The organism is Rathayibacter sp. AY1C6 (assembly GCF_002931535.1).
Lineage (GTDB): Bacteria > Actinomycetota > Actinomycetes > Actinomycetales > Microbacteriaceae > Rathayibacter.
The window spans coordinates 14,421-27,267 of the sequence record NZ_PSWC01000011.1; the positions used below are offsets into that span (position 1 = coordinate 14,421).

Below are 12,847 nucleotides of genomic sequence, written 5' to 3' on the forward strand. Positions count from 1 at the left end.
GCGTCTCCGGGAGGAGCGGTCGTCGAGTCGAGGGGCGGATGCCGCTCCGATGCGGCTCGATCGAGCGGGTCGGCCTCGTCGCGAGCGGGAGTGACGGGCGGCGCGGTGCTGCCGAAGGCCCAGCGGCCTCCCTCGAACCGGGCGGTCGTCTCTCCGATCGGGCGTCGGCAGGGCCGGGAGGCCGATCAGTCGCCGGTGGCGAAGGGCCACCACGGCGGCAGGAGCCGTCGGTAGGCGGCGAGGTAGCTGCCGGGATCGCGGGGCGCGGGCAGGCGGAGCCACTGCTCCATCAGGCCGACGGAGCCCGCCGCGAGGAACGAGGCCGTCGCGTTCTCGAGGAACCCGAGCGGTGCGTCCGCGGCCGGGACGTCGAGGATCCCGGTGTCGAGCGTCGCGGAGACGGCGGTACGGAAGTGCCCCGCGAGCATCGCGCGGAGGCCCGAGTCGCCGCCGGGGGCGTCGAAGGCGCGGAGGTAGAGGTCGCGGTGGCCGTCCAGGTGGCCGAGGACGCGGGAGGTGCCCTCGCGGATGCTCGCGTCGGTCGCGGCGCCGCTCCGGAGCTGCTGCAGGTAGCCCTCGCGGATCGCGTCGAGCTCGTCCCGCAGGGCGGCGCAGAGCAGTTCTGCGGCGGAGGAGGCGTGGGCGTAGAAGGTGGAGCGGTTCACGCCGGCGAGATCCGTGATCTCGGAGACGGTGAGGGTGGCGACGTCGCGGCCGGTCGCGAGTTCGATGATGGCCCGGTGCAGGGCCACCTGTGATCGCTTCTGCCGCGCATCCACTGCTGACGCCTCCCGAGCTGCCGACGGCGCGTCGACCCGTGCCGACGCGTTCCGCGCAGCGAGTCTACGGGGCCCGCTCGTTTTCACTTCCGGCGTCGGCATCCGCTAAGGTAGTCGAGTTGCCCGGGCCTCGGCCCGGTCTGCCACGGGCTGTGGCGCAGCTTGGTAGCGCACTTGACTGGGGGTCAAGGGGTCGCAGGTTCAAATCCTGTCAGCCCGACGGAAAGCCCTGATGAGACCACTGGTCGTCGTCAGGGCTTCCGTCGTTTCCGGGCCTCGTCGTGAGGCTGCGGGCCGCTCACCGGAGCGCTGCGGCGACCTCGGCGAAGGCCTCGCGACGTCGGGCGGAGCGCGCCTCCCGCTCGGCGGGATCTCGTGCCCAGAGCGCCTGTCGCGACGGGTGGAAGGTGCGGATCACCGTGAGGCCGCGCTCGCGCTCGATCGCCGGGTGCCGCCTGAGGAGGCGCCGCCAGCCGTGATCGGCGTCGCCGCCCTGCAGGAGGACCACCTCGACGCCTGGGGCGAGCGCGAGCAGATGCAGGACGGTCTCGACGCCGGCGTCGAGCTGCTCGGCGTTCGGCGCCTGGTTGATGTACCAGGGGTAGGCGTTCCACGGCAGCAGGTCGGCGGGGGCGAGGCCCACCTCGTCCATCAGCCCGGCCATGAGCTCCGCCGTCGGGTCGTCGTTCTCGGTGCAGAGGAAGCCGCTTCCGACGCCGTCCTGGGTGGCGGGGCCGGGATCGCGGAGGACGCTGAGGACGCGCGCCTCCACTCCGCCGTGCAGGGGAGCGACGTAGGGCAGCCAGCCGCGTCCGTAGGGGTTCCGCAGCTCGTCGACCCAGCGGTTCACGGGAGCCACGTGCGGTGCATAGCGCTGCTCCCACTGGGCGCGGCGGAAGGAGAGGTCGGCCATGGAGCGGGGCATGTCCGCACCCTAGAGGGTCACCGGGGCGGCGCGGCACCCTTCCTGGTCGTCGGCCGTGCCGGCGGCGTCCGGACTGAGAAGCCGGAGCGGCATGCACGGCGTCTCCCCGACCGCCCGCAAGGGCGGCGGCAGGCCGGCTCCCTAGCGTCGGTGGACGTGACCCACTCCGCTCCGCTCGCCCGCTGGTGGCGCGAACCCTGGTGGGCGCGGCTCACCCTCCTCGCGATCCTGTGCGGTTCGACGGTCCTCACCGGCTGGAATCTCGCCCGGGGCGGAGACGCCGTCTTCTACGAGGCGGCGGCACGGTCGATGTCGGAGTCGTGGCACGCGCTGGCGTTCGGAGCCTTCGATCCCGCCGCCACGGTGACGCTGGACAAGCTGGCGGGGTTCGCGGTGCCGCAGGCGCTGAGCATCCGGCTGTTCGGCATGTCGACGTCGTCGATCGCGCTGCCGCAGCTGATCGAGGGGCTGATCACGGTCGCGGCGTGCTCGGTCGTCGGGCTCCGGTGGGGCGGCCGGGGGCTCGGGCTGGTCGCGGCGGCAGCGGCGGCGAGCACGCCGATCCTCGTGTCGATGTTCGGGCACCCGATGGAGGACGGGCTGCTCACGGCGGCACTCGCTGTGGCGCTGGTGTGGTGGCAGCGAGCGGTGCTGACCGGGCGGTGGTGGCCGCTCCTGATGACCGGGCTGTCCATCGGGATCGGCTTCCAGGCGAAGATGATGCAGGCCTGGTTCGTCCTGCCGGCGCTCGTGGTGGCGACTCTCGTCGGGGTGCACGGGTGGCGCCGAGCCCTCGCCTGGGCGGGCGGGCTCCTGGCCGTCGCGGTGGGTGCCTCCGTGGCGTGGACGGTCGCGATCCAGGCGGTGCCCGCGGGCGGCCGGCCGTACATCGACGGGTCGACGGGGAACGACGTGTTCGCGATGGTGTTCGGATTCAACGGGCTCGACCGGCTGATCTCGGGCGCGGTGCCCGGCGCCGTCGTCGCGTCCGCCCACGTCGCGGCGATGGGCGGAGCGGCGGGATCGTCGCCGGTGAAGCTTCTGCTCGCGCAGTACGCGACCCAGGTGGGCTGGCTGTACCCCGCGGCGCTCGCGGGGCTGATCCTGGGGGCGGTGCGCTGGCGGCCGCGGCGGGGGAGCACCCGCGGTCCGTTCGCCCTCCTGGTCCTGACCGCGGTGTGGCTGGCGACGGCGGCGGCGGTGCTCTCGGTGGCGACGGTGCCGCACACCGCCTACGTCGCGGCGATCGGAGTGCAGCTGGCGCTCCTCGCGGCGCTGGGCTGGGCGGAGGCGGTGCGGCTGCTCGCGTCGACCCGGGTCGTCGCGCGGCTGGTGCTGCCGCTCCTCCTCGTCGCGCAGACGGCGTGGAGCGCGGCGCTCGCCGTGGGCGGGCAGCTGCCCGCGGTGCTGGGCCTGCCGTTCGCGGCGCTCGCCGGAGCAGGGCTCGTCGTGGTCGCGGTGGCGGCGCGGCGACGGAGGGGCGGTGCGGTGGAGCGAGCGGTCGGGAGCCGGAGGGAAGCGGCCCGGCGTCGTCCCGTCGCGCTCGCGGCAGCGGTCGTGATCCTGGCCGGGCCGGTCGCGTTCAGCCTGCAGGTGCTCGACGCGTCCCTCGACGGGTCGGGCGGCGACGCGCTCGTCGGCCTGCGCTTCCCGCAGCGGGCCGAGACCTCGGCTCCGTTCGCGGTCTCGTCGCCGGACGCGGTCGGCGGGCACGACTCGATGACCGCCGACGAGACCGGCCTGGTCGCCGCCGCTCGTGCCGCCGGCGGCGGGGTGGACGGGGCGCCCCTGTTCCTCACCGACTCCTGGGCGATCTCGGCGCCGATCATCACGGCGACCGGCGCGAGCGTGCTCACCGACGGCGGCTACTCCGGCCAGGCGCGGGTCTTCACCGAGCAGGACGTCACCCGGATGATCGCGGCAGGACGCACGCCTCTGCTGGTGCTGAAGAACTCCGCTCCGCCGACCGAGTCGGTGCGGAAGGCCGCAGTGGCGGACGGGTGCACCGAGCTGCAGGAGTGGGGGCCGGCGGCGACGGAGTCGGGGGAGCACGCCTCCGCGGTCACCGGGTTCTCCTTGTGGAGGTGCGGACCGGTGCCGCAGAGCTCGGCGGGCGGGGTGGCGGCTGTCGGCCGGTGACGGCGTCTGGTGATTCTCGCGTCGATGCGATCGCGACCCCGGCGGAACGGCGAGGAGCGGCTGCCGCCTGCCGCTCGGAGGATCGAGCCGGGCCGAGGAGGTCGGGTCCGCGAGCGGGAGGGCCCCTGGCGCCCCGTCCGCGCGATGGCGGCCCGCCGCCTATCCTTGAGGGCGATGTCGAACTCCCGCGCCGAGGCCGCCTACCTGCGCTCCCTCGGCGCCTTCCGGACGCCGACCCTCGATCTCCTCCACGGCCGCTACGCGCCGTTCGTCGTCGCCGCCCTGTCGCTCGTGTTCACCGTCGACCGGCAGGCCGTGGCGGTCGCCGACGCGCACGCCGAGGTGGGGGAGCTGCTCGAGGAGCTGCGCTCGGCCGGGTACGACGAGGGCGAGCGCGCTCTGCCGAGCGGCACGGCGCGCGAGGTGTGCCGCTACTGGGTCCGCGTCGGCTGGCTCGTGCCGCAGATCGAGGGCGAGGCCGAGGTCTACCGGCTGAGCGCCCACGCCGTGAGCGCCCTCGAGATCACCGGGCGCACCGGAGGTGGCCGCACGCGCGTCTCGAACTCGCGGGTGCGCACCCTGCTGGAGGCGGTCGAGCGACTGGCCGCGGACGTCGAGCCCGACCCGGAGGCCCGGCTCTCGCGGCTCCGCGAGGAGCGGGCGCGCCTGGACGTCGAGATCGCCGCCCTCGAGGAGGGCGCCGGTCTCGAGCCGGCCGACGACGAGCAGCTCCTGGAGGAGGCCGAGAACGTGGTGCACCTCGCCCGCGAGCTGCCGGCCGACTTCGCGCGGGTGGCGGAGTCGATCAAGGCGATGCAGCGCGACGTGGTCGCGGATCTGCGCCGCGACGTCCGCCCGACCGGCGAGGTGCTGCGGGAGTACCTCGAGCGCGGGCAGCACGTGATGCAGGCGACCAGCGAGGGCCGTGCGTTCGCCGGAGCCCTCCGCCTCCTGGGCGACCCCGAGCGGATCGACGCGCTCGCCGACCAGCTCCACACGGTGCTCGTGCAGCCGTTCTCCCGCCTGATGGACCCGGCCCAGCGCGGGGAGCTGGCCGCGATCGGCCGCCGGGTGGAGCTGGGCGTGCAGGAGGTCCTGACCGCGCAGCGTCGCGCGTCCCACGTCATCACGGGCCAGGTCCGCACCCACGACCCCGCTCGCGACCGCCAGGTGGACGAGCTGCTGCGCGACGTGATGGCGGGGCTCCAGGAGTGGACGGGCGGGATCTCGCCGGACGCGCCGGTCACGCCGCTGCGGCACCTGCCCGTCGCCGGGATCGGCCACCTGCGCCAGACCCTGGGAGACGTGCGCCCGGCCGGCGGGCCGGCGCCCCTGGCCGGAGACGACGGCGACGCCGAGTTCGTCGGCGACGACAGCCGGGCCTGGGGCGGTCCCCGCTACGCGGAGCTGGAGGCCTACGTGGCGGAGCTCGGCGACGAGTTCGATCTGGCGGACGCGTTCAGCGCGGCTCCGGAGGACACGCGACGGCCCGTCGACCTGCTCGGGCTGCTCGAGATCGCGCACCGGACGGGCCTCGTCGACCGCGAGGGCTACTCCGTCGTGAGCACGCGCCGACCCGACGGGACCGTGCGCCGCTTCGCCTTCGGATCCGTGACCGCCCGCACCGAGGAGGAGACCGACGATGAGTGACACCCTGGCGACCGACGGGCCCGCCGCCGATCCGTTCATCGCGCCCGTGTCGATGGAGGAGGACCCCGACGAGCTCTTCCCCGGCGACCGCGGCGTCCTCGACACCGAGGTGCGCCGGGTGCTCGTGCACGTGCTGCAGCGCCGCTTCCTCCTCGCCGACCGCCACCGCGAGCAGTGGGCCGTGCTCCAGGAGCACCGGCAGCTGATCGAGTCGCGGCTGAACGACCTGTTCGTGCGGCTCGTCGTCGACCACGAGCGCGGGGTCGCCTACAAGCAGCAGGTGCGCTCCGACGGGGTGGAGATGCCGGTGCTGCTGCGCGACCTCCCCTACACCCGCGCCGAGACGCTGGTGCTGGTGCACCTGCGCACGGTCCATCAGCGGGAGTCGGCGGCCGGCGAGGCGTCGGCGCGCGTGGACGTCGAGGAGGTCGAGCAGACGGTGCTCAGCTACTTCGCCGACGCCGAGCGCGACACCGCCCGCCGGCAGCGCATGGTCCGCAAGGCGCTGGAGCGGCTCGGCCGCGACGGCATCGTCGACGAGGAGTCCGCAGGGCGGTACCGGATCAGCCCGATCGTGGAGATCGTGCTGAGCGCGCCGAAGCTGCGGGAGCTGAGCGACTGGCTGCGCGGGCGGGCGGGCGAGGCCGCTTCCTCGGTGGTCGCAGACGCGGCGCTCGCCGAGGAGCCCGGCTCGGACGACGCGGAGCAGGCGGACGACGACGCGCTCGAGGGCGACGGCCTCGACGAGGACGCGGACCCGCCCACGGACGGCGTCCTGCCCGGAGCCGATGTCGCGGACGACGAGCCGCTGGACGACGAGCCGACCGACGACGACACCCCCGACCCGGAGGACGACCCCCGATGACGATGCTCGACACCCTCTTCGGCCTGATCCCCGCCGCCTCCCGCGGTCAGCAGTGGCTCGCCGAGGACCTGCAGCTGGTCAACTGGGGCGGCTACGACGGCGCGCACCGGGTCCGCTTCTCGCCGGGGGCCACACTGCTCTGCGGCGGCTCCGGCTCCGGCAAGTCCACGCTGATGGACGCCTACATCGCCCTGATGATGCCGCACACCACGCCGTTCAACGGCGCCTCGAACGGCGGAGTGACGGGCCGTCCGCGCGGCGAGGACCAGCGCAACATCCTCTCCTACGCGCGCGGCAAGCTCGACGAGTCGCGCACGGACGAGGGCACGACCATGCGCGTCCTGCGCGGCGACGGAGTCGACACCTGGACCGCCGTCGCGATGACCTGGGTCGACCACGACGGCTCGCGCTTCAGCGCGGTCCGCGCCTGGTACGTCCCGGCCGGCTCCCGGGTGCTCGAGGAGACCGTGCGGATCCGCGCGAGCGCCGAGGGCCCGGTCGACGTCGCCGCGCTCGACCGGGCGGCGGCGCACCGCTTCTCCGACGCGTCGCTGCGCGCGGCGGGCCTGGATCCGCTCGGCACCGATCGCGAGTTCTCGGCGCGTCTGCACGCGGTGCTCGGCATCGGAGCGGCGGGAGCCGGATCGAAGGCGATGAGCCTGCTCGCCCGCATCCAGGCCGGTCAGCAGATCACGACCGTCGACGACCTCTACAAGCGGCTCGTGCTCGAGGAGCCCGAGACCCTGGCCTCCGCCGACGCGGTCGTCGCCCACTTCGACGAGCTCGAGAGCACCCGGCAGCGGATGCTCACCGCGCGCCAGCAGGTCGCGGCACTCGAGCCGTTGCGGGGCCTGCGCCTGCGCATCGCCGCGTCCGCGGAGCGCGTGCGCCTCATCGACGCACTCGGGGAGTTCGATGCCCCGGTGTCGCCGGCGGCTCTGTGGCGCGCTGAGCAGCGCCTCGGCCTGCTGCGCGACGTCGAGGCCGAGCTGCGCGAGCGCACCCGCGCCGTCGACGCCGTGCTCCGCGAGAAGCGAGCCCTCGCCGAGGCGGCGGAGTCGGAGCGGGACGGGCTCGCCGAGGTGCTGCGGGCCTCCGGCGGCGACCGCCTCGAGACGGCCCAGCGCGAGCTCCGCGAGGTGGAGCGGCGGCTGGGCGCGGCGCGCGAGAACCGCGCCCGGCTCGAGGAGGACCTGCACGCTCTCGGCGAGCCGGAGACCACCCGCGAGCGGTTCGAGGCGGTGCTCGCCCGGGCGGCGAGCGCGGCCGACGCCAAGCGCAGCACCCGTGCGGCCTGGTCGGACGCGGTCGCCGAGCGGAAGGCCGCGGCGCGCGAGCTCGCCGAGCTCGAGGCGGAGCAGCGCTCGGCCTCGGACCGTCGGGACAGCATCCCCCGGCCTCTGCACGAGGCGCGGGAGCGGATCGCGGAGGCAGCCGGCCTCACCGCCGACGACCTGCCCTTCGTCGGCGAGCTGGTCGAGGTGCGTGCCGAGTTCGAGCCCTGGCGCGAGGCGTTCACGCTCGCCCTCGGCGGCTTCGCGACGACGCTGATGATCGACTCCGCCCACCTCGACCGCTTCCGCCGCGCCATCGACTCCCTCCGGCTCCCGGTCCGGCTCCGCTACGAGGGCGTGGAGACCGGGCTCGAGGAGGTGCGGGGCCTCGACCCGCAGACGCTCCCCGGGCGCCTCGACTACCGCGCCACCGCCTTCACCGGCTGGCTGCAGGACCGGCTCGAGGACCGCTTCGGCTACGTGTGCGTCGACAGCGCTGCGGAGCTCGGACGCCACCGGCTCGCCCTGACCCTCACCGGTCAGCTCTCGCAGGGGCAGCGCGGTGCGCACGGCGGCCACGGCGCCGCGAACGTCCTCGGCTTCTCCAACTCCCGTCGACTCCGCGAGCTGAACGCCCTGGTCGAGGCGGCCCGGGCCCGCAGCGCGGCGGCGGTCTCGGCGGCGTCGGCGGCGGAGGAATCCCTCGATGCACTCGACGACCGGATGACGCGTCACGCCCGCCTCGCGCTGGTGAGCTGGGAGACGGTCGACGTCGAGTCGCTGCTCGCCGAGCAGGAGCGCTGGGAGGCGGTCGGCGCCGAGGCTGCGGAGGCGAACCCCGAGCTCGCCGGGCTGCAGGAGCAGATCGACGGGCTGCGCGGCCGCCTCGAGCGCCTCCGCCAGGAGATCGCCCGCGCCGGTGTGGAGCGCGAGCGGATCGAGGCGGAGTGGGCCGTCGTGGTCGACGACGTCGACGCGAGCCAGGCGGTTCTCGATGCGGCGGAGCGCGCAGGACGCGAGCTCGACGACGACCAGCGCGCCTTCCTGGACGCCCGGTTCACGCTGACCGAGGCCGCGGCGTCCGGCAGCGCCTCGGACGTCCTGGTCCGCTTCGACGCAGCGCTCGCCACGGCAGCGCAGCGACTGGCGGAGGACCGCCGCTCCGCGGCCGAGGCGCACGAGCAGCAGCGCGAGAGCGCCGGCCGGATCATGGCCGGCTTCCTCGACCGCTGGCCGAACCCCAACCTGCTCGCGGACCCCGAGGCGTCCGCGGGCGACTTCGAGCGGCTGCTCGACGCCCTCGAGACCAGCGGCCTGCACCGGCTCGAGGCCGAGTGGCGCGACAGCCTGCTCACGCTCTCCGGCAACGACCTCACGAGCTTCGACTCCACGCTCGGCCGCTCGCTGCGAGAGATCCGCGAGCGGATCGAGCCGATCAACGTGATCATGCAGGATCTGCCGTTCTACGACGACGGCCACCGCCTGCAGATCACGACGCGCGAGAACCAGTCGGAGGTGCGCCGTCGCTTCCGCCGCGAGCTCCGCGAGGTGCGCGCGCAGATCCAGGCCGTGTCCGCGGAGGAGGAGCGCGAGCAGGTCTACCGGCGGATGTCCCGGCTCATCCAGCGGCTGCGGCGCACCGCGCCCGACTTCGGCGACCTCGTCGACGTCCGCAACCACGTCCGGGTCAGCGCCGAGCGCGTGGACGCCGTCACCCGAGCGCACGTGGCGCTGTACGACCACATCGGCGAGAAGTCCGGCGGGGAGTCGCAGGAGCTGATCGCCTTCATCGTCGGAGCGGCGCTGCGCTACCAGCTCGGCGACGCGGGAGCCGACCGCCCCCGGTACGCCCCGGTCTTCATGGACGAGGCGCTGATCAAGGCCGACGCCCACTTCACCAAGCGGGCGATCGGTGCGTGGCGCGGTCTCGGCTTCCAGCTCGTGATCGGCGCCCCGAACGACAAGTACAGCGCGATCGAGCCGCACGTCGAGGTGGAGTACGACATCCTCAAGGACACGCGCGGACGCTCCTGGGCCAGGCCGAAGGTGGGCCTGGCCCCCTAGGGCTTCGTGCCGATCTTCGCGTGGCTGCGCGAGTAGGCGAAGTAGATCGCGAAGCCCACGGCCAGCCAGATCAGGAAGCGCAGCCAGGTCTCGATCGAGAGGTTGAGCATCAGGTAGGTGCAGATCAGGGCGGAGAGGAGCGGGAGCCACGGGTTCAGCGGGACCCGGAAGCCGCGCTTCAGGTCGGGCCGCTTGCGGCGCAGCACCACGACGCCGACCGAGACCAGCACGAACGCCGAGAGCGTGCCGATGTTGACCATCTCCTCGAGCACGCCGATCGGAGTGAGCCCGGCGAGCAGCGCGACGACGATGGTCACGACCACGGAGGTGAACCACGGCGTGCGCAGGCGCGGGTGGACGGTGGCCAGGCGCCGGGGGAGGAGTCCGTCGCGCGCCATCGCGAAGATGATGCGCGTCGCTCCGATCAGCAGCGTCAGCACGACGGTGGTCAGACCGGCGACGGCGCCGGCCGAGATGACCGTCGCCATCCAGGTCTGCCCGTGGTAGGCGAACGCGTTGGCGAGCGCGGCCGACGGGTCGAGCTCGCGGTAGGGGACCATGCCGGTCACGACGAGGGCGACGGCGCAGTACAGGACCGTGCAGATGATCAGCGACGCGATGATGCCGATGGGCAGGTCGCGCTGGGGGCGGCGGGTCTCCTCCGCGGTCGTCGCGACGACGTCGAACCCGATGTAGGCGAAGAACACCAGGGAGGCGCCGGCGATGATGCCGCCGACCCCGAACGTGGCCGGCTCGATGCCCGAGAGGAACTGGAGCAGCGGCTGGGTCAGACCGGACGCGGACTGCGAGGGCTCGGCGGCGGGGACGAACGGCGTGTAGTTGGCTGTGTTGACGAACTGCAGGCCCGCGATGATGACGAACAGGACGATGAACAGCTTGATCGCGACGAGCACCAGGTTGACGCGCAGCGATTCCTTGATCCCGAAGGTCATCAGCGCGCCGAGCACGAGGACGAGCAGGATCGCCGGCACGTCGACCACGCCGCCGTAGGTGAGCGCCGGCGGGAGAGTCACTCCCAGCTGCTGCAGCAGCGACCCGAGGTACGCGCTCCACCCCTGCGCGACCACGCTCGCTCCGAGGAACAGCTCGAGGATCAGGTCCCAGCCGATGATCCAGGCGAAGAGCTCGCCGAGGGAGGCGTAGGAGAAGGTGTAGGCGGAGCCCGACACCGGGACCGTGGAGGCGAACTCGGCGTAGCACATGGCCGCGAGGGCGCAGGCGAAGGCGGCGACGACGAAGCTCAGGACGATCGCCGGTCCGGCGATGTCGTGGGCGGCGCGGCCGGTGAGGGTGAAGATGCCGGCGCCGATGACGACTCCGACGCCGAAGACCGTGAGATCGAGCGCGGTCAGCGACTTCTTGAGCTTGTACTCGGGCTCATCGGTGTCGGCGATCGACTGCTCGACGGACTTGGTGCGGAGGAGGCTCACGGTGGTTCTCTCTGTGGGCTGCGGTATGGAGGCGCGAGGGCCATTGGGGAGGATAGCGGGGCGGGCCCCTCTGCCGCGCCCGGCGTCGCGCGAGTACGCTTCCCGGCCATGAGCAGGATCTTCTCTGTGGCGTTCGCCGACGTGCACCCCCTCTACGTGGCGAAGGCGGAGCGCAAGGGCCGGACGAGGGAGGAGGTCGACGAGGCGGTCCGCTGGCTCACAGGCTTCTCGGACGAGGAGCTGGCCCGGCACCTCGAGAGCAGGACGACCTTCGAGGAGTTCTTCGCGGCGGCGCGCCTGCCTCCGCAGGCCTCGGCGATCACGGGGGTGATCTGCGGCGTGCGGGTCGAGACGATCGAGGATCCGCTGATGCAGCGCATCCGGTACCTCGACAAGCTGATCGACGAGATCGCGAAGGGACGGCCGATGGCGAAGGTGCTGCGGGCTCCCGCGGCCGGCTGAGCCGCCGGCCCCGAGCGCTCCTCCACAGGCGCCGATCCGCTCCGGTTCTCCCCGGTCCGGGCCGGCGGGATCTCGCGCCGCCGGCGACGCGAGCAGGGTGTCGGACATGACATCCACACAGCGAACCCCTGCTCCTCCGTCCCGCCGCCGCGATCCCGAAGTCCTGCGGGCGAGCGCGATCCAGGACCTCCTGGCGGCCGTCCCCTCCATCATCGGCATCCGACCGGAGGAGTCCGTCGTGGTGGTGCCGTTCCTCGGCACGCGCGCCGGGGGAGGCTTCCGGATCCCGCTCCCGGAGACGCTGCGCGGGATGGAGGCGGAGGCGCTGGCGGGCGGCTGCGCGGCCATGATGGAGACGATGCCGCGGGCCACCGGTGTGCTGGTGGTGGTCTGCACCCGTGCGGGCTACGCCGAGGAGCGGGGGATCCCGCATCTCGACCTCGGCCACGCGGTGCTCCGGCGCCTGGAGCGCACGCGCCTGGACATCATCGCCGTGGCCTGCATCGCCGCCGACGGATGGGGGCGCTACACGGACGCCGAGGAGTGCCGCAGGCCACGTCCGCTCCTCGAGATCGAGCGGAGCGAGACCGGCGTCCTCGCCCGAGCGGTGGCCGACGAGCCACTGGACATGGACGCGCTCTCCGTGCTGCCGCCGGTCGCCGAGGAGGATCGCGCGCTCGTCGCGGAGGTGCTCCGCCGGCCGCCCCTGGTCGGCGACACGGAACGGCTCGTCGAGCGCTGGCTCAGTGGACCGCGGGACGTCCGCCGCGAAGGACTGATCGTGCGGACCCTGCAGTCGCCGCCCCTCCGCGACCGGGTGACCGTGCAGATCGCGCGGAGCCCGCAGGCAGGAGTGGGAGTGCCGCCCGGCGCGGTGGGCGACGCCCGCGCCGGAACGGACGACGACCACGACCTCGAGCTGTCGGCCCTGCTGCTCGGCAGCGGGCGTGCTCCGGAGCGCGGCCGTCTGGCGCGGGCGACCGGGCTCCTCGCCCGCGCCGCCGCGCTGGCGCCGGAGGAGGCGCGCTCCTCCGTGCTCACCGTTCTCGCGTGGTGCTGGTGGGCGAGGGGAGTCTCGAGCCTCGCGGGGCTCCACCTCGACGAGGCGCTGCGGCTCGACCCCGACGACTCGATGGCCCGGCTCTACGCCTCGCTGTTCGCGGCCCGCCCCCTGCCGGACTGGGTGCTCGCGGCCGCTGCCGAGGCCCTCGATGCCGCGAGCGCCTGAGGTCGGGCGC

Annotated in this window: 9 protein-coding genes and 1 tRNA gene; 7 read left to right on the plus strand and 3 right to left on the minus strand. The window is 73.8% G+C overall.

Annotated elements, in window-relative coordinates; all coding sequences use genetic code 11:
• Positions 1-185: 185 nt before the first annotated feature.
• Entirely contained in the window at positions 186-752 is a 567-nt protein-coding gene (locus C5D36_RS08505) for a TetR/AcrR family transcriptional regulator (protein ID WP_104250723.1), read from the minus strand.
• Positions 753-925: 173 nt separating this feature from the next.
• On the opposite strand from C5D36_RS08505, the gene C5D36_RS08510 reads away from it, so the two are divergent.
• Positions 926-999: transfer RNA gene (locus C5D36_RS08510), tRNA-Pro, on the plus strand.
• Between the two features lie 78 nt (positions 1,000-1,077).
• On the opposite strand, the gene C5D36_RS17155 is transcribed toward C5D36_RS08510, so the two are convergent.
• Positions 1,078-1,704, minus strand: a complete 627-nt coding sequence (locus C5D36_RS17155) for a uracil-DNA glycosylase (protein WP_104295619.1) — start codon at positions 1,702-1,704, stop codon at positions 1,078-1,080.
• A gap of 156 nt (positions 1,705-1,860) precedes the next feature.
• Between C5D36_RS17155 and C5D36_RS08520 the strand changes: the two genes are divergently transcribed.
• The 4 genes from C5D36_RS08520 to C5D36_RS08535 all read left to right on the plus strand — a co-directional run bounded on the left by C5D36_RS08520 (position 1,861) and on the right by C5D36_RS08535 (position 9,696).
• Positions 1,861-3,843, plus strand: a complete 1,983-nt coding sequence (locus C5D36_RS08520; protein WP_104292436.1) for a glycosyltransferase family 39 protein — start codon at positions 1,861-1,863, stop codon at positions 3,841-3,843.
• A gap of 174 nt (positions 3,844-4,017) precedes the next feature.
• Entirely contained in the window at positions 4,018-5,493 is a 1,476-nt protein-coding gene (locus tag C5D36_RS08525; protein WP_104250726.1) for a DUF3375 domain-containing protein, read from the plus strand.
• The gene (locus C5D36_RS08530; protein WP_104295620.1) at positions 5,486-6,358 is read left to right on the plus strand and encodes a DUF4194 domain-containing protein; all 873 of its coding nucleotides are present in this window, start codon (positions 5,486-5,488) and stop codon (positions 6,356-6,358) included. Before C5D36_RS08525 ends, C5D36_RS08530 begins: the two co-directional genes overlap by 8 nt.
• Complete coding sequence (locus C5D36_RS08535) at positions 6,355-9,696, plus strand: ATP-binding protein (protein ID WP_104292438.1); 3,342 nt, start codon at positions 6,355-6,357, stop codon at positions 9,694-9,696. The genes C5D36_RS08530 and C5D36_RS08535 overlap by 4 nt, the downstream gene beginning before the upstream one ends.
• On the opposite strand, the gene C5D36_RS08540 is transcribed toward C5D36_RS08535, so the two are convergent.
• A complete protein-coding gene (locus tag C5D36_RS08540) occupies positions 9,693-11,147 on the minus strand; it encodes an amino acid permease (RefSeq protein WP_104292439.1) in 1,455 nt (484 codons plus the stop codon). The genes C5D36_RS08535 and C5D36_RS08540 overlap by 4 nt on opposite strands.
• 108 nt (positions 11,148-11,255) lie before the next feature.
• Here C5D36_RS08540 and C5D36_RS08545 point away from each other — a divergent pair, with 108 nt between their 5' ends.
• Positions 11,256-11,609, plus strand: coding sequence for a DUF2200 domain-containing protein (locus tag C5D36_RS08545; RefSeq protein WP_104225408.1), 354 nt, complete (start codon positions 11,256-11,258; stop codon positions 11,607-11,609).
• 106 nt (positions 11,610-11,715) lie between these two features.
• Positions 11,716-12,837, plus strand: a complete 1,122-nt coding sequence (locus tag C5D36_RS08550) for a DUF4192 family protein (RefSeq protein ID WP_104292440.1) — start codon at positions 11,716-11,718, stop codon at positions 12,835-12,837.
• The last annotated feature ends 10 nt before the right edge of the window (positions 12,838-12,847 follow it).